Below are 17,265 nucleotides of genomic sequence, written 5' to 3' on the forward strand. Positions count from 1 at the left end.
GCGCTTTCTTAATTTAAGTTGATAAATTGAAAATTAATTTCTGACATCGGCCAGTAGCGAATATCCACTTTTCCCACAACAGTTTCCTGATCGACAAAGCCAATTTCCCTGCTGTCATAACTTTTTTTACGGTTATCTCCTAATACAAACAGCTTCCCTTCTGGCACTACTTTTTCATTTGTTACTTCTTCTAGAGTAAAATCTTCCGTCAATATTTCGCCCGGTATACGATACTGTGCCAAGTAAGATTCTTCCACTTCTTCTCCATTGATGTACAACACGTCATCTTTATAGGCGATATGATCTCCAGGCTGACCAATCACTCTTTTTACATAATCCTCTTTTTCATTCGCATGAAAAACAATCACATCAAAACGATCAATTGCTTTTAAATCATATATCATTTTATTTACCATTAATAAATTTCCATCATGCAATGTTGGTTCCATCGATTTGCCATTTACCACATAACTTGCAAATAAATAAGAACGAAAAAACACGGCAAGTAACAAAGCGAATACGACAATTCTCACAATCGGCCAAATACTTTTTTTCTGCATAGTCATTCCTCCAACGGGTCTCTCTTTATTAACTAATTTACCCCATTTTGGAAAGGTCTAACCGTTTTTATTTCCACCTTTTTCCTCTACCTTTTTTTGCAGGTATTTCTCTATGTATTTACCTACTATCCAGAGGACAGTAATCGCTATAGCTAATATAATCGTTTTAACTGGATTTTGTGCAAAGGAGACGATGCTATCTCCAATCGAGGCAACCGCTAGGATCATCACACCTTTTCCTAATAAAACCGCTAATAAAAATTGATAAAAGCCTACACTGGAAATCGCCGCTACTAAATTAATTACTGCAGAAGGCGAGAATGGAAAGCATAGCAATAGAAACAATGGGCCAAATCCATGACGTTCTAACCAAGTCGTTACCCTTGTTACTTGTTTATTCCGGCTAATCCAGCGAAATAAGCGGAGATGTCGAAAACGGCGCACGAGCATAAAAACCGCTATAGCCCCCCCAGAGCTTGCACCGGTCCACGATAAGAGAAATCCTTCCCATAAACCATATGCTGCAGCATTTGTCATCACAAATACGATCACCGGTAAAAAAGGCAGAAATGCTTCTATAAAAGGCAATAAAAATCCAGGTAAAGGACCTAAGCTTTCATAGCTTTGTAATAAAAAATTCATCAGTTGCCCGAATTCGTTTGCGTCAATCAGTTCTTTGATTTCATCTACATCGATATTATCAAGATTACTTATATTATATGTGAGCATACATGATTTAACTCCTTCAAATGACCCAAAGGTATGATATATTCTCATTTTAATATGTTTTGCCTAATTTTCCTAATATTTCACATATCCCCCCCTTGATTTTCTTTAAAACTTTTTGACGATTTTGTTGCATTTTTTAAAAATTCAGCATACAATAAGAACAGATGTTCTCTTAAGAGGAGGAAATGGAAAATGAGATATTTAAACGAGCAGGAATGGAAATTAGCCTCACGTTTTCTATTTTTATCAATGGCTCTCACTGTTATTAAACACGATTTAGAAAAAATGAACCAATTAGCACCTTTTAAAATTAATGAACCATATATTGCATTATTAAAGAAAATGGAAAAGAATGCAACCGATGAACGACGGGATTTAAGAAAAAAGATGTACCAGGAAAAGATTAAAGTCGTCTCCTCAGAAAGAAATGATTCCTTTACCTCCTACTTATTCATCTGCAAAGGAAAAGAGGAAAAACGAAACTACTTTAACCCAGCCATTCGAAAAAAGGTTGAAATTATCATTGAAGAATTACTTGCACATGCTTTTGAAACAACATCTTCTTCTCAGGAAAAAGTTAAATTATAACACCTATCCTTTTTTAAAAAAATATCTAAATAAAGCAAACCTTTCATCTCCATTAGAGGATATTGGAGGTAACAGATGATGAATAGAGAGGAATTTCCTGAGGAATTAAAACAGCAGCTGTTATTTAGAAAATTATCAAGGAACAAATCAACAATCAATTTGTCCCTTTTTAAGCATTATCTATGCTGTCTATGCCACTTCGATTCTGCTACATACTGCGAAGCTTCAAGAATATGCTCCATTTTATTACTAAGCAAGTAACGATATTGTGCTGTTCGATACAGCTGGTTAATAATCGTTGCATAGGAGATCTCTAAAACCAAATCACGACCATTTTTAAAAACCAATCGAGTCAGATGATTATCTAATTTTTCCACTTCTAATACATGTGAATGTGCGATCCATGTACATGCTTTTCGCAAAGGAGACTCAACTGGGAAAAAATACATGCCACTTAATCGATCAATCGCGATTGGCGGCTTATGCGTAATTCCACTAAGCATTCGTGATCCCTCAATTAGCCCTCTTAAACTGATGCCAAATTCTTTACAGGTGATGTCCATCACCTTTTGGGCACTCCAGGTTGTTTCATAATCATCCGCTTCCTCATATTCGATAATTCTCGTAAAAAATCTCCTTTAATCTCTTCACCAACTACTGCCAATGTCTTCGGGCTAATTTCATGAACCTTTTCCATCACTTTTACCATTTCACATTCCTCCTATAAAGTAAGACTTTGATCAATGAGGAACTTTTTCACTCTCACTGATCACTAGTGAAACTTATCAGGGTGTTAGCATCTGTTAACATCCTCTTAGCTTCCTTCTGTTACACAAAGCTTGAAGTGAGGGATTACAAACGTTTAGCACCGTGAAAAAGTATTCCATTTAAATGTAGCAACTTTTAATAAAAATAGGTATAAAATGGGATGAAATCGCTTTAAATTTGTGCTTTTCCTATCATTTTGGGTAAAGTTTGATATAATTTTATTAAAAGAGGTCACTGAGTTAGGTTTTTTATAAAAATTTGATCAAAAGTGTGGTGATAAAATATGCGGTTTAAAAAGAAGGAAAAAGAAGCTAAAAAGTTCCCGATAAAAGACATATCATTTGAAGAAATAAAATATGCTGTTCATGAATACAGTCGCGAATTACCACCTAACATTCCGCTTAAAATCTTGATAAAAGACGATTTATCGTTGGATTATACATTGCTTGCCCCCCCTTTTAAAGGCAATCCCTGAAAAAACATACTATATGTCAAAAGAAACCTATGATTTATTCGAGGAAGAGGATAAACATATCGCATATGCTCTTGATACTATTCAACGGGCAGTTGATAACTATATCGCCCAAAAGAAAGAACTTCCGATTATTGATTATGATCCTTATCGCAAGGTCAGTATGCACAAGTTAGAACAATTAAAATTGATCGATGAACGACCTGAAATGGAATTTTATATTACCGATGAGGAGCAGTTAGTGACAACAGTGAAACCGAAATAACATTCTCAAAAAGTATTGAGTTCCTTCTTTATCTGTGTTAATATTCTAACAATTCAATTATTTGTAAGCAATGATTGGAAATAGTAAAGAGACTAATAAACTTAAACAGAGAGCCAATGGTTGGTGTGAATTGGCAGTTATTTTCCTTTGAACTCGTCCAAGAGCTGCTCCCTGAAAACAAGTAAGGGAGATCGGCCTCCTCCGTTAACAGGATTGGTAGTGTTGGCTACTGAAAAAGCTGGATTAAGTCAGGTAATGATTGATCAATTAGAGTGGTACCGCGAGTAAACCTCGTCTCTATTTTTTATAGAGCCGAGGTTTTTTATATTACAAAAATGAGGAATTTGATGGAAAAGGCAAAAAGCAGAGCAAAGTTGAATGATTCATCCGTAATTGATGCGCGATCCCTATCACAGTCACACAGGAGATTAGCGGAGCTATTAGAACCCGGGATGACCGTATTAGATGTTGGCTGTGGAACAGGAGCAATCACGTCAGGAATAGCAGAAGCAGTCGGACCAACCGGAAAAGTGCTTGGAGTAGACAACAATATAGATTTAATCAACAAAGCACGTGAACGTTATCAAGACATACCTTCGCTTTCTTTTGAAACGGCAGACATCTATGACCTTCCTTATGAAAAACAATTTGACATCGTTACCTCAGCAAGAGTATTACAATGGTTAGCTCAACCAGAACAAGCATTAGAAAATCTTGTAAAAACCGCCAAACCAGGCGGAAAAGTCATTGTATTAGACTACAACCATGAAAAAATTAGTTGGCAACCTGAAGTACCAGATTCTATGAAGTATTTTTATGAGAAGTTTTTACAGTGGCGATCTGACGCTGCAATGGATAATGCTATAGCGGATCATTTAGCAGATATGTTTGAGAGAAGTGGCCTAACACAAATTAACGTATCCCCTCAGCATGAAGAAGTTAATCGTAATGACGAAGGATTTGAGACAGCTACCTTCGTTTGGTCTGGAGTTGCAACGACGAAAGGGGGGGCGCAGATGATAGCAGATGGCATAATCGATAGAAATTCTGTAGAGCAAGCATCCATTGATTATCAAAAATGGGTAGAAGAAAAGGCTGAGGCACAGCGGATGTATTTGTTAGCGGTGGAAGGGATGAAGTTAGAGAAAAAATAAAGAAAAAAAACTGGTACTATACTAGAAACAAAATAACAAGCCCAAAAAGTCTGAAGTCCTGAACACTTGGGCTTGTCCAATTACGATCAGCTAAAAATTCCGTTCTAAATCCATTCATTTCCATGCTCGCGAATAAATTCGATATCTTTTTGATAATGATTAAGATGTCCTTCAACTATCATTTTTTGAAAAGCACTATCTCCTTCATTAGCTTTTCTTGTAATTGTCTTACATAAACCTTCTAAACGTAGTATTACTATATCTAAAAAATCTTCTTTCATCACTTGACCATAGGAGGAAAAAAACAAGTTTATTTTACGATTCATTTTTTCCGCATGGTGTAAGGTGCTATTATATGTTACCTTATTTGTTTCCGAAAAATACAATCTACTTAGTGGAACACAAGTATATATTGTATAAGCGATGTCCCAAAGTCTTGGACCAGGGCCTGCGACATCAAAATCTATAATACCTACTGGCTTCTCTTTATTAAAAATGATATTGTACATCGCAAAATCATTATGACAAAGTACTTCATGTTGCTTAGGGGGGGTATTATCTATCGGTTGCCAACTGTCTTCAAATGAAAAATCACTCACAGCATCATGATAGGAACGAAGCATTTTTGCAATCTGTTTTAAAGCATCATCAGACCACATATACATTTTCGTTTCAGCACCTGACTCCCCTTCTAAAAAAGATAATATTTCTCTCTCTTTATCATCGATACCTAAAAACCTAGGTGCATAACGGAAACCTTTTTTCTCCAAATGCTTCAATAACTTATGGATATTATCACTTTCTGGCTTTAATTCTCGTCGCACAGTATCACCAACCCGATATACGGTAGAGACATTTCCACCTGTTAAAATTTCTTCATATTCTCGATCCATCATTTTAATTTGCACCCCCCCTAATTAACAAAATACTTACTCTCAAATCTCTTTAAAAAATATGCTATACTTGCTCTTCGCCTGAAAATAAACGCTTTTGTTCTTGATGATAACGGTTATGATCAGCAATATACCATAGGCCCCCCCATTATGGAATAAATTTCTTTCTACCTAATCATAAATAAATCAAAACATCTTTTGTTATCTACCCATGCGTTCCAGAATGCCGGAGTAATTATCATCTATAATAAGCATATCTTCTTTTATGGCCTGTAAAAGGCTTTCTATGTCAATAGTATCCTTTTCTATTTCCTCACTAATTGTTCTATACAGTGAAATAATAGCTTCCATTTTTTCATTTTCTTGAGCAGATCGAGGATAGGAATGATCTTCGAGAAATTTATTAGTCATACCTGAGATGAATCCGTCTACCCGGAACAAACTAAATTGTAATAAATCCCAATCAGATGCTTCATCTCCAGCATGGGTTGTTGAAATAGTAGATAAATAGAGGTGAATGCTTCTACTTTCACCATTAACAATCCTCCAGTTGTTATATAACTCGCTCTCGACCTCATCTTCCTCAGTAGGTAAGTGGACAAACTCTTCTAGCCTGCCAGCCAAATTATTCCCATGATCAGATATAATTTTTAAAGATTGATAATTCCTTTCACGTTCTTGTTTAATATAACCTCTGTATTCTAGTTGGATATACATACTGTAAAGAATAAAAGCACCAATTATTAAGATGAAAAATATTTTTAAATACTTTTTCCAATTCTTCTTATTCATATAATCCCCCATATGTAAAGTGATAATTTTGCAAAAAAAGACGATCTAATTAATAATCGCATCGTGCAACCCCCTAATCCACTCTGCTTAAAGGATTCCATAATCAACTACTTTACAAAATTTCCTTCTCAATTTCTTCCATAATATCGTAGGCGCCTTCTGACTTGTTTGAACATACTACTAGCTTATGCTCGGTTTCGGAATAAAAAGCAGAATGAAAACTAACACCAGGATCATACCCCATTATGTGATACTTTTGAATACTATTATTATTTTTTTCAATCCATACGCCATATCCGTAAAACCCTCCGTCTTCATTGGTTTTCACATATGGTGTGAGTAGCTTTTCAGTATAGATTTCACCTAAGAGTTGATTAATGATTAAGGCGTTCCAAAACTTATCGATATCTTTTACAGTAATGTACGCACCACCATCAGAACCACCTTTTACTGGAAGCGAATAAATATTTTTTTTCCAGCTTCCATTTGTGTAATCAATATATCCTAGTGCCGTTTTTGGTGGTAAACAGTCAAACTCAAAAAAACCTGATTCATCCATTTCCGCTTTTTTAAAGATGTATTCATGAATATAATCTGAAAAGTTAAGGTTACTAGCCTTTTCCACAATTAAAACAAGTAAAATATATCCAGCATTATTATAATGAAACCTTTCACTAACTTTTAGTTTCATAGAATTGTATTGAAATAGTGGTAAAAAATCCTCTAGTGTTCTTATCCTATACATCGGATTTTTAATCCATAATTCCTCAAAATCGTCCATTAACTCTTCATCAAAATAATCTGGAATACCAGAAGTATGTGTTAACAGATGATGTATAGATATCGATGTATCAAAATTCGGAAACGAAAAATCTAAACAATCCTGTAACTTTGTATCAAACGATAACTTACCATTTTCAACTAGTTGACATATTGCTATTGCAGTAAAAAGTTTGCATCCTGAAGCTATTCCGAATCGTGTAAAAGAGCTATTTTTTATTTTTTCAGAACGATTTGCATAACCACAACTTATTTCTGCCAACGTCTCCTTTTCCTCTTTAACAAGAACTGTACCTGAGAATCCATTCTGTGCCTGAATCTCCTGAATTCGGTTAAAAATATAATTACTCATCATATATCCCACTATTATTCTTTCGTGAATTTTTATCGAACATCTAATATATTCCTTAGCTTATTCGTATATTCCGAAGAAACAATAAACACATTTTTCTCATGACCCATATACATGAATTGGCTTTCTTGATCTTTACTTCCAAGCGCAAGGTGTAATAAATGAGTATCCCCATTCTCATAATAAATCATTATATCGTAATCGGGTTTTTCCTTTGTCACGTCAATCTCCTGTTTTACTCCTTTTGCACTCTTTAAAACATCCTCAAAACCGTTTATGGCTGTTGCTCCGTTAATTGAATCTAAATAATCTTCATTAAATTCTCTATAACCAATAGATTTAGAGATGGTGACATGTTCTATATTATCTAACAATGTCATCTCTTCATTAGTCGATTGGCAAGCCATTAAGATGACTCCGCAAAAAGCTAGAAGTAAGATGGGGCTCACATTTTTCAAATAAATCCCCCCCTTTTAAAAATTAATTGAATGTTTCTTATACCATTTTCTAAGCTGATTAATATGTGCTTGATGATAACGATTATGATCAGCCATATGCCAAATTCCCCCCCAGCGAATAGTTGCTTGCTTTTCATTTTCTAAACCAAACTGCACTACATTATCTAAATCATTATCTGTAAGCTCTGTACATATTTCTTTTAACATGACTAATAGACTCTCACATTCCGTCATCAATAATCCCCATGACTTATCCTTAACCATAGGAAGTCTATTATTTTCATCTAACATTGGTCTATGTTTGGATTTTAAAGAATCGGAAAGCGGCTCGCCCTTTATTCGATAAACCCAATGAATGTCCACAGAAAAGATATGGTTTATTAATTGTGCGGTACTATTATAGTTGTTCTTTGGTCCATTATAGTCAATTTCCTCTTGAGACATCTCTCTTGTTATAAATTGTAATCGCTCATAATTTCCCTTAACAGCCGAGTATAGCATTCCAACTATTGGCGACATAGTAGCTTCTCCCTTTAAATCATAGACCATTTTTCTCCCCCCCTTATTCCATTGCTCTTACTTTATACGTTCGCATTGATTGCAGACTGCTTCATATTCCAATTGATAAGAATCAATGAGCGATCGTATTCTATATTCAATCCAGACATCAGACAAAGGTTGGTCTGTATGACCGATTACTTCACCAATAACGATTGTTGCTTTTATGTAGTCTTTATTATCATTTATTTGTAATCTCTTAACACAATTCTGGATAAATTGATCATCTTTCGTTTCCTTTTCATCAACAACTTTTTCTTGCAACCAAGAACGAGCGATACTATTGTTGTTGAGCAGATTCTCTCCCGCTTCAACATAATCGCTTTTCATTTCCTCTGTAACCGGACAAATGGAATGCTTATAGAAATGAAGCAGTTGCGTCATATTACAATCACCTGTATGGCGAATATCCATTCTTAACTCTGTATCTTTCATATACTCATTCATGGCGTGAAACGTATTGATAGAGTTCACTTCAACATTCTTATCTTTTAATAGATAACAACAGATTCGAAGACCAATTTGCTCTGAGGCATTTTCGCACGTCCAAATGGTGATTTGCTCTCCGTCTTTTATTTCAGATATCTTTTGTAGCGAATTACAAAAAACATTTTGATCATCCTCAAGGTTGCCACGGTTTGAGTGAAGAGCAGATTGCAACCAAGTAAAATAATGTTGTATACCGATTTTTTTATGAATATTAGTGATCGGTCCTATTGAAAAATCGACTGGAAAACTGATGATCTCATGGCTATTACTTTTTAAAGCATGCTTTAAACTACATGTTGCAGCAGCTCCAAATATAATAAGAATCATAAGGTTTTTCCTCCTTTCATTTGGACTTTGTTATAATCGTTATAACAATTATAACAAAGAAGTGATCTTTTGGAAGAATTTGAAACAAAACTTATAAAAATTGGAAATAGTTTCGAAATAACCATTCCTACTGAATTACTTAAACAAGTTGGCTTATCACAAGGAGATGATGTTCAAGTTGAAGTTAACGATGGGAAAATTTATGTTGAGAAAAAAAACGTATAACACTTCCGGAAGGCATTGATGCTGAATTAATGGATATTTTAAATGATTTAATTAATGAGCATGACAAAGCATTTAAAGGGTTAGTGAATAGATACGGATACATTAAGACACGCGCTAAAAAATAATAGATTCTTACTTAGACTATACATTACATTAACATTGCAAAGCACTAGGAAACTTAATTCCCTAGTGCTTTTTCAATCAAATATTATTTTATTTACTTCTCCCGAATCCAAACGGTCATTTCGTTTTCTCCACGGTTACTCCAGGCATAATAAGGAATAGCCTTTATTTCTTTCTCTACTTCTGGGTAAGTGAACGTAGTATATAGTTTATCCTCAATAGCATCTTTATCAGTAGCCGCAGCCTTTCCTTTAATAACTGTGACACCATTTAATAAACCATTCTCATACTCTACTACAAAAGATTGATTCGTTTTTAATCGAAGATCTTGGAGATTCGCTCCGTTATCCACTTCTTCTAAACAATATAGAATAGGACCTCTCTGTAATGCAACTTTACCAGCATTTACTCGAACTTCTGGATGAGAACGGACAATTTCAACTGGCATATCAAAAAGTAATTCGATCGTATCGTTATTCTGCCATTCTCGCTTTATTTTAGCGTAGCCTTTATCAACAGGAACATCTTTTATCTCACCATTAATCAAAATTTGTACATTTCGACACCATCCAGGAAGCCTTGGAGACACCGTAAAGGTTGCCGGTCTTTCTAAGTCAATGGTTAATTTAGTACGACCTTCCCAGGGGGGGTAATTCGAGTTTTGAGTAAGTCTAATCGATTGCTTATCTATTTTAAAGGAAGCTTCTCCGCCAATAAATAAATGAACATAAACTTCTGAATCATTAGCAGAATAAATATATTGACCTAAAGATGCAAGGAGTCTTGCAATATTAGGAGGGCAACATGCACACCCAAACCACTTTTGTCTGGTAGGTTTTACCGTGCGCATATCATGACGACAGTTGGCGGTATGTGGCCAAACCTCAAGAGGATTTACATAAAAATACCCCCCCTTACCATCTAACGAAATACCACTTAATGCCCCCCCATTATATAAAGCTCTCTCTAGTACATCCGTATATTTATGATCCGCTTCTATTTGTACCATGCGATGCGCCCACATAATTAAGGCAATCGCTGCACATGTTTCCGTATATGCGCGATCATTAGGTAAATCATAGTCGACGGTAAACCGTTCTTCATGTGAGGAAGAACCAATTCCGCCCGTAACATACATTCGTTTGTTCACAGTATTTTCCCACAGTACACGGCAAACGTCTAATAACTCTTTATCCTTTAACTCATTTGCTAAATCTACCATACCACTGTATAAATAAGTAGCACGAACCGAGTGACCTTCCGCCGTTTTTTGTTCTCTTACTGGTAAATGTGCTTGATAATAATCATAGTTTCTATTACTAGATTTTTTCACACCCCCCCCACGTTTTTCCAATTCTATATCGAAATAATGGGAAGGATTCCGTTTCCCTCTTTCCTCAATAAAGAACTGACAAAGATCAATATATTTTTGATCTTCTGTTATCCTATATAGTTTCATAAGCGCTAATTCAATTTCGGGATGTCCAGGATAACCGGCTTTTTGACCTTTCTGTTTACCTAACACAGAAGCTATATGATCTACCAGATGGCTCACCAAATCAATAATGCGTGTTTTTCCTGTCGCATCATAGTAAGCAACTGCTGCTTCCATTAAATGTCCGGCACAATATAATTCATGATCATCCTTTAGATTTGTCCATTTCTTATCTGGATGATTGACAGAAAAATAGGTGTTCAAATAGCCATCTTCTTCTTGAGCGTCTTCAATAAGACTGACCACTTCATCAAAAATCTTCTCCCATTCGTGATCGCGATCCCATTGCAGCGAAAAGGCTACTGTTTCCATCCATTTATATAAATCACTATCTTGAAAAACCATGCCATAATGCTTGCCTTCTTTTCTTCCAGCGGCTATCTCAAAGTTCGTGATTGTTCTGCTCGGATCAGCATCAGGGATTCGATCATTTAGAGCATCCCATTGATAAGGAATAATCGTTTCTTTTACTAATTTCCCCCCAAGGATTCCAAAATGAATCGTTAACTTTCACATGCTTTAACCCGATCGCTTCCATTTTAGCTAAGTTTTCTTTTTTCGTTTTCATCGATCCATCCACTCCTCTATTATTCTTTTAATCCGGATAATGTAATTAAATGTAAGCAATGCAACTGAATATGGAAGCAATAATATCCAACTCAAAATGCTAAACAGTGGACATACCATAATTTGTTGCAATATCTACTATTGATTTCAAAAGAGTAATTTATATATGATTTCTACAATTAATAGTAGCATCGAATGTTAAAAATGTAAGTAGTTGAAACCAAATAAAAGGTGGACTTTTTTGACCACCTTTATTAAATGTATTATTCTATATTAGAATTGATTCTGTTATAACATCAACACTTAAAGGGTGTACATGATGGACTATATGAAAATGAATATTGAAAAACCTGTAAATTATATTTCAGGTGGACGATTTGTTACCAATGATCCGTGGAAGCATGGCAAAAGAACCATTGATAGCTATGAAATGATTATTGGAGTCAATGATATACTATACATCGAACAAGATGATATTAAATATGAAGTAAAACCTGGGGAAGTCCTATTTATTTTACCTGACTCTAGCCATAGAGGATACAAAATATGCAGTAAACACGTCTCTTTTTATTGGTTTCATTTTGTAACAGATGAGATAGCTACAGGGAAAAAATTGAATGACACGACCGTATTAAAGATACGTACTAATCCAGAAACAAGTCGTTCGATCAAAGATATCTATTTCCCTGTATATACGCAACTTGTGGCTGCTGAACGTTTAACTATATTAGCAAATCAACTACTGGATGTTGATAATTCTAATTATTACACACGTATGAGTATGAACTACCTGATGACATCCTTATTAATCGAATTATCTGAACAAACCTTTGTCCACTCTTCCAAAAGAGAAACATTGATTTCAGAGAACGACATTAATATAAATCAAATATTGGAATGGACAAGAATTAATGCTTTTGACGGTATCTCTGTATCAGATATAGCTGATCGTTTTAATTACAATAAAGATTATTTATCGAGATATTTCAAGAAAAAAACCGGAAAAACATTACAATCATACATCCATGAACTACGAATCTCTAAAGCAAAAGATTTATTAGTAGGTACGAGGCAAAACATTCAAGTCATTGCTCAACGTATCGGAATCGAGGATGAAAAATACTTTATGAGACTTTTTCGAAAATATGAAAAAATAACGCCCACAGAATATCGTAAAGCATTCGTTAAAACACACCTGAATAGAAAATAAAAGGCAAGTCGCACACGACGATTAAGCTATTTTATTATAATTCTCTTTTTAAAGAAATAACTCGAGACATAAGAAATGCATCTCTACCAATTCTATCGTTGCACTTGATGTATGGTTGCAACCTCTTTAAAAATAAATCATCACAATACCGAGAAGATCCATGTCGCCGGTAACATTCATCATGTTGCTTGCGAAAAAAGGCTAATTGGTTCGATGGAACACCCGGTCCACTACAACCCGGACCACAGAGATAAATATGGAATAGTCAACTTCCCTCCTCAATTTTTTGGATTTATAATATGATATGTCCGTTAACAAAATTTAGATAGATAAATGCCATGTGAAAAAGGTGAATTTATTATACTCTAAAAATTTCAAGCCTTTTAACTGATACAGTTTCGCCTAATACTATTTCTTCTAGTGAAATTCTTTCATCGTTGGAGTTTGTTATTACGGTATCTTCTTTAATTTTAACGTCACACATGTAAGCTATATCTTCTCCGTCCCCCGAATTGAGGAACAGGACAATGATCAACTAATATATGTTCATAAATTTTAAATTACATAATCAAATAGACGTTTCACTAATTAGATAGGACATTATCTATTTATTAGATAATGCCTTAAATTATCATTCTTCATGAGAAGTAACACCGTCTGATTTCAAGACTATTTACGAAGCATTATATACAATCGTTTCCCACCGTTGGTTAGCTTTTGTGATAGTATCGTTTAAATCTTGATTTAGCTGTTTTAATTGATTGATTGTTTTTTCTACTTTTCGGTACATATCGCTCACTTGCTCTGCTGATTTATTAATTTTATCCTGAACAAACCAATCCATGATTAATCCATCAAAGAAGTAATCGGCAAAGGTTAATCCACCTGAGATTTCAATATTGGCTTGAAATGACTTTCCGATATCATCTAATTCATGCGAAAATTTTCTAAGTAAACGCTGCGCCTCATGTGTGGATCGTTTAGCGTCATCCATGTGGCTATGTTTTAAGGATGTGGAAATGAGTCCGCCACCTAACATATCAGCTGTTCCCCCCCAGTTTTTCGCACGATCTAATGAGGAACTTGCAGAGGATAATGCCCGTTTCACTTTTTCTCCAGCTGCAATTGCCTCCGCTACTTCTGATTTTTCATCCTGCATCACACCAAGTTGCTCTAATAATTCTAATGCTTCTTGTCCACTCTGGTGATTAGAATCTAGCAAGTAATGATATTTCTCTTCTAATAGATTCTGATAACGAATATCAGGCTCTCCTAAAGCGCGAATCTGTTGATCGAGTTCCCCCCCAATATCTTCTTGGACATCTTCGACAGACTCTTTTGCCTCCTGATATTGTAATTGCGCTCGTACAACTTCTTGCTTTTCTTCGTCCAGCTTTTCTAGTTTCTTACCTGTAACCGTATAAAATAAATTGCTGATACTGAAAGATTCTAATTTCTCTACATCTATCTTTTCATCTTGGAGTCTTGCATAGTATTCACTCTTTTGTTTTTCTAATTTCTCTAAATCAACCGATAATTCTTTTCGCTCATGTTTAAGTCGATTAATTTTGCGTTTATCCTCTTGTGCTTTCATAATTTTTTGACAAAATGCATCCATTTTTTATCACCTCTATTATGATATACGAATAGAGTTATTGATTCGTTTCACGTTTTTTGATTTCCTCTTCAATTCGTGTGATTCGATCCGCAATGGGAGGATGACTAGAACGCAAGACTTTGATCCAGAAAGCAGGTGAAATGTCTGTGTTTGATTGCTCTGCTAATTGACGATAACTTGCTAGTGCCGGTTCTAGATTATCTGTTTGTTTTATTGCATAGTGATCTGCTTGTATTTCCATTTGCCGTGATACCCACAGCTGAACAGGCTGTATTACCATTAAGATGATGACTGTTATTAGTAATAATTTTGTTAATGATGGTAGTTGGTAAGCATTTTTCCAATTTCGTGAAAGTCTTTGAAGCGCCAATAAAATAAATAGACTTAATACAAGATACAGACCGATTCCCCCAATAAACATGTTGATAGATATAATGCGCAATCTCATGGGCCATAATAAATAAGATTTCGCTTGTTTGCATACCTTCTATCGTAGTATCCCATAGCACAATCCGAGCATGATTAAAAATCCCTGTCACATATGCATTATAAGTAGAAACCTTTTCACTTTTGTTTACAACAAAAATATCAGAATCTGCAATTCCTGCCTCTGTTGTTAATTCGATTATAGACTCTTTAAGCTTTCCATTTTGAATTGGCGAGAAATCATCGAACAAAGGATCAATCCAGATGGGTTGAACAAACATAACAAAAAGAATAATCGGTATCAGTAAAAGCCACAAGATCCATCCCCAGATTAATGGCCATCTATTTATCACAAACCTCGTTCCTGTCAATATGACGAATAGTGAGATCCAAAATAATCCTGTGCTAAGCAAACTCTCTAAAAGCCAGGCAAGAAACCCTTGCGTTCGAGTCCCTTCATTTTTGCTGATTACGTACCATGCCACTCGAAATGGAAAATGACTAAAATAATCCAAGCCAACTAAAAGGGAAGTAAATAAAAAGATTTTATATCTCTTTTCTTCTAATCGATGGATTACAGCAGTTTTTTTTATCAGCACAAATAGAATGAGCAGTTGTAACGGCCACATTGTAAAAAAGAACGCATGGGACAAAGCTCCATATCTCGTATCACTAAATGAATCAAGTGGATATAAGAAATAGAAATATATAAAATTGACTGTTATATATATGCCATATATGATAAACAATTTTTTCATTAGTTTCTCTCCATTTTTAGAAAGTTTCTACATCTATTATCGACATTATACCTGCTGAATCTTTAATTAGGAAGTTTTACTAGTCACTTTGGGTGGATACCAGTCACTTCTATAGATTAAGCAATCACTTTCAGAAAAAATCCTCCTATCTGATAAGATAAGAGGATGTATCATTAATAAATTAAACCTAAGAGATCTTCTTTTGAAATTTTTCCTAGGTAATGAGAAACGTTGAGGTCACTTAATGCTTCGTCCATTGCACTGCGTTCATAACGCACACCTTTTAATTTCTCTTCTAATTCACTTACATCACCAACTCCAAAGAAGTCACCATAGATTGTACACTGTTCAATAATACCTTTATGGACATCCAGACGCACATCAACCAGCCCACTATCAAATTTGTGTGTATGCTGAATATTGAATTTTGGTGATTTTCCAAAGTTCCATTCCCATTGTTGATAGCGTTCTTTTGATAATTCGTGAATGTTATCCCAATCTTCATCTGTTAACACATATTGTGGAACATCCTCCACTTTCTCTACTTCGAATACATGTTTTAAAATGTGTGCTTTTAATTCATCCATGGATAACTTTTCTTCCATAAATTCAGAAATATTGGCAACACGGCTGCGAATTGATTTAATTCCTTTGGATTTAATTTTTTCTGTTTTCACATTTAAAGATCGAACAACATTTTCAATTTCAGAATCATACATTAATGTACCGTGACTAAACATGCGTCCTTTGGTAGTGAACTGTGCATTACCTGAAATTTTGCGCCCCCCTCTACAACAAGGTCGTTTCTACCTTTTAATTCTGCGGGCACTCCTAATTTGTTCAAAGCTGCGACTACTGGTTCTGTGAATTTAGCAAAGTTGTGAAAGCTATCGCCATCATCTTTTGTAATAAAGCTGAAATTGAGGTTTCCCTCGTCATGATAGACAGCACCACCACCTGATAAACGACGAACCACCTTGATTCCATGTTCTTCGACATAATCTGTATTGATTTCTTCTACTGTGTTTTGATTTTTTCCGATAATAATAGATGGCTGATTGATATAAAATAAAAGATATGTATCCTCTTCACCGAATTTTTTTAATACGTATTCTTCAATTGCAAGATTTATCTGTGGATCTGTAATCCCCCTTATTATCGATAAATTTCATGAATAAATGCACTCCTTCATATTAATTCTTCTCCATTTCTAGTATAAAAGAACATCTTAGATAAAACAATTCTTTCGAAATTGTACTAATACATGGTATTGATTTTTTTGAATTGTTATAATACAATAAGGTTATGACACATTTCAGGAGGGCGTTTTATGATAAACATCTTAGAATTTTATCGCAACATTCCCAGAAAAAAGTGCAAAAAATGCGGAAATGAAATTGTAGAAAAAGCAGATTGTTATCAAAACATCTGTGATCACTGCAGTCATCCCGCCATTTAACCTTTTAAAGTCTTTTACACCCATATCTTTCGTTCTTTTCATCCTTACTTATCCTGCTGAACAAGGATGATGAACATTCCCATCCAATTAATCGAGATAGATGTAAAAGACAAACAAAAGAGCAGCTAATCATTAGCTGCTCTTTTGTTGATTTACAAGCCCCTATGGATGTGTTAGTCGTCACTCTGCTAAGAAATTC

At 34.9% G+C, this 17,265-nt stretch carries 20 protein-coding genes, 2 pseudogenes and 1 other annotated feature; of the genes and pseudogenes, 7 read left to right on the forward strand and 15 right to left on the reverse strand.

Annotated features, from left to right (window positions below; genetic code table 11):
- Nucleotides 1-8: 8 nt before the first annotated feature.
- Together lepB and JCM21714_RS10105 are read right to left on the reverse strand one after the other, a co-directional pair.
- Nucleotides 9-566: a signal peptidase I gene (gene lepB / locus JCM21714_RS10100; RefSeq protein ID WP_162833702.1), complete on the reverse strand. Its 558-nt coding sequence runs from the start codon at nt 564-566 to the stop codon at nt 9-11.
- Between the two features lie 51 nt (nt 567-617).
- Nucleotides 618-1,289 (reverse strand): TVP38/TMEM64 family protein, encoded by a 672-nt coding sequence (locus tag JCM21714_RS10105; RefSeq protein WP_035723969.1) that lies wholly within the window; start codon nt 1,287-1,289, stop codon nt 618-620.
- Between the two features lie 192 nt (nt 1,290-1,481).
- Between JCM21714_RS10105 and JCM21714_RS10110 the strand changes: the two genes are divergently transcribed.
- Complete coding sequence (locus tag JCM21714_RS10110) at nt 1,482-1,877, forward strand: YhjD family protein (RefSeq protein WP_035723970.1); 396 nt, start codon at nt 1,482-1,484, stop codon at nt 1,875-1,877.
- A 176-nt stretch (nt 1,878-2,053) separates the two neighbouring features.
- Here JCM21714_RS10110 and JCM21714_RS10115 read toward each other — a convergent pair whose 3' ends face one another.
- Both JCM21714_RS10115 and JCM21714_RS21395 read right to left on the reverse strand, forming a co-directional pair.
- Nucleotides 2,054-2,497, reverse strand: a complete 444-nt coding sequence (locus JCM21714_RS10115) for a competence protein ComK (RefSeq protein WP_369403544.1) — start codon at nt 2,495-2,497, stop codon at nt 2,054-2,056.
- Nucleotides 2,440-2,586: a hypothetical protein gene (locus tag JCM21714_RS21395; RefSeq protein WP_235182754.1), complete on the reverse strand. Its 147-nt coding sequence runs from the start codon at nt 2,584-2,586 to the stop codon at nt 2,440-2,442. Before JCM21714_RS21395 ends, JCM21714_RS10115 begins: the two co-directional genes overlap by 58 nt.
- A 342-nt stretch (nt 2,587-2,928) precedes the next feature.
- On the opposite strand from JCM21714_RS21395, the gene JCM21714_RS22995 reads away from it, so the two are divergent.
- The 3 genes from JCM21714_RS22995 to JCM21714_RS10125 all read left to right on the forward strand — a co-directional run bounded on the left by JCM21714_RS22995 (nt 2,929) and on the right by JCM21714_RS10125 (nt 4,536).
- Nucleotides 2,929-3,120: a DUF3939 domain-containing protein gene (locus tag JCM21714_RS22995; protein ID WP_268748337.1), complete on the forward strand. Its 192-nt coding sequence runs from the start codon at nt 2,929-2,931 to the stop codon at nt 3,118-3,120.
- A gap of 13 nt (nt 3,121-3,133) precedes the next feature.
- Nucleotides 3,134-3,382 carry a DUF3939 domain-containing protein gene (locus tag JCM21714_RS23000; RefSeq protein ID WP_268748338.1) on the forward strand — a complete coding sequence of 83 codons (249 nt, stop codon included), beginning with the start codon at nt 3,134-3,136 and terminating at the stop codon, nt 3,380-3,382.
- Nucleotides 3,383-3,443: 61 nt separating this feature from the next.
- Nucleotides 3,444-3,684: a binding site (T-box leader), on the forward strand.
- A gap of 45 nt (nt 3,685-3,729) precedes the next feature.
- Nucleotides 3,730-4,536, forward strand: a complete 807-nt coding sequence (locus JCM21714_RS10125) for a methyltransferase domain-containing protein (protein WP_035723971.1) — start codon at nt 3,730-3,732, stop codon at nt 4,534-4,536.
- Between the two features lie 104 nt (nt 4,537-4,640).
- On the opposite strand, the gene JCM21714_RS10130 is transcribed toward JCM21714_RS10125, so the two are convergent.
- The 6 genes from JCM21714_RS10130 to JCM21714_RS10155 form a co-directional block, all read right to left on the reverse strand.
- Entirely contained in the window at nt 4,641-5,432 is a 792-nt protein-coding gene (locus JCM21714_RS10130) for an aminoglycoside phosphotransferase family protein (RefSeq protein WP_035723973.1), read from the reverse strand.
- Nucleotides 5,433-5,630: 198 nt separating this feature from the next.
- On the reverse strand, nt 5,631-6,221 hold the full coding sequence (locus JCM21714_RS10135; RefSeq protein WP_035723974.1) for a hypothetical protein: 591 nt from the start codon (nt 6,219-6,221) through the stop codon (nt 5,631-5,633).
- A 112-nt stretch (nt 6,222-6,333) separates the two neighbouring features.
- Nucleotides 6,334-7,353 (reverse strand): serine hydrolase domain-containing protein, encoded by a 1,020-nt coding sequence (locus JCM21714_RS10140; RefSeq protein WP_148295009.1) that lies wholly within the window; start codon nt 7,351-7,353, stop codon nt 6,334-6,336.
- 32 nt (nt 7,354-7,385) lie between these two features.
- Complete coding sequence (locus JCM21714_RS10145; protein WP_500784399.1) at nt 7,386-7,802, reverse strand: YhfM domain-containing protein; 417 nt, start codon at nt 7,800-7,802, stop codon at nt 7,386-7,388.
- Nucleotides 7,803-7,826: 24 nt separating this feature from the next.
- Nucleotides 7,827-8,360 carry a DinB family protein gene (locus JCM21714_RS10150; protein WP_035723978.1) on the reverse strand — a complete coding sequence of 178 codons (534 nt, stop codon included), beginning with the start codon at nt 8,358-8,360 and terminating at the stop codon, nt 7,827-7,829.
- A 27-nt stretch (nt 8,361-8,387) separates the two neighbouring features.
- Nucleotides 8,388-9,185 (reverse strand): DUF1835 domain-containing protein, encoded by a 798-nt coding sequence (locus JCM21714_RS10155; protein ID WP_035723979.1) that lies wholly within the window; start codon nt 9,183-9,185, stop codon nt 8,388-8,390.
- 69 nt (nt 9,186-9,254) lie between these two features.
- On the opposite strand from JCM21714_RS10155, the gene JCM21714_RS19240 reads away from it, so the two are divergent.
- Nucleotides 9,255-9,410, forward strand: coding sequence for an AbrB/MazE/SpoVT family DNA-binding domain-containing protein (locus tag JCM21714_RS19240; protein WP_084040685.1), 156 nt, complete (start codon nt 9,255-9,257; stop codon nt 9,408-9,410).
- Nucleotides 9,411-9,627: 217 nt separating this feature from the next.
- Here the strand turns inward: JCM21714_RS19240 and JCM21714_RS10165 are convergent, their stop codons facing one another.
- A complete protein-coding gene (locus tag JCM21714_RS10165) occupies nt 9,628-11,517 on the reverse strand; it encodes a glycoside hydrolase family 127 protein (RefSeq protein WP_369403545.1) in 1,890 nt (629 codons plus the stop codon).
- On the reverse strand, nt 11,456-11,596 hold the full coding sequence (locus JCM21714_RS24055; protein WP_369403543.1) for a hypothetical protein: 141 nt from the start codon (nt 11,594-11,596) through the stop codon (nt 11,456-11,458). The genes JCM21714_RS10165 and JCM21714_RS24055 overlap by 62 nt, the downstream gene beginning before the upstream one ends.
- A gap of 318 nt (nt 11,597-11,914) precedes the next feature.
- Between JCM21714_RS24055 and JCM21714_RS10170 the strand changes: the two genes are divergently transcribed.
- Entirely contained in the window at nt 11,915-12,805 is an 891-nt protein-coding gene (locus JCM21714_RS10170; RefSeq protein WP_035723980.1) for a helix-turn-helix domain-containing protein, read from the forward strand.
- 673 nt (nt 12,806-13,478) lie between these two features.
- Here JCM21714_RS10170 and JCM21714_RS10175 read toward each other — a convergent pair.
- The 3 genes and pseudogenes from JCM21714_RS10175 to lplA form a co-directional block, all read right to left on the reverse strand.
- Nucleotides 13,479-14,423 (reverse strand): hypothetical protein, encoded by a 945-nt coding sequence (locus tag JCM21714_RS10175; protein WP_052000515.1) that lies wholly within the window; start codon nt 14,421-14,423, stop codon nt 13,479-13,481.
- A 34-nt stretch (nt 14,424-14,457) separates the two neighbouring features.
- Nucleotides 14,458-15,607 (reverse strand): annotated as a pseudogene (locus JCM21714_RS24060) (M48 family metalloprotease).
- Nucleotides 15,608-15,780: 173 nt separating this feature from the next.
- Nucleotides 15,781-16,779 (reverse strand): annotated as a pseudogene (gene lplA / locus JCM21714_RS10185) (lipoate--protein ligase).
- A 158-nt stretch (nt 16,780-16,937) separates the two neighbouring features.
- On the opposite strand from lplA, the gene yhfH reads away from it, so the two are divergent.
- Nucleotides 16,938-17,066, forward strand: a complete 129-nt coding sequence (gene yhfH / locus JCM21714_RS19250) for a protein YhfH (RefSeq protein WP_084040689.1) — start codon at nt 16,938-16,940, stop codon at nt 17,064-17,066.
- Nucleotides 17,067-17,265: the final 199 nt, after the last annotated feature.

Origin of the sequence: Gracilibacillus boraciitolerans JCM 21714 (assembly GCF_000521485.1) — a bacterium.
In the GTDB taxonomy this organism is placed as follows: Bacteria; Bacillota; Bacilli; order Bacillales; family Amphibacillaceae; genus Gracilibacillus; species Gracilibacillus boraciitolerans.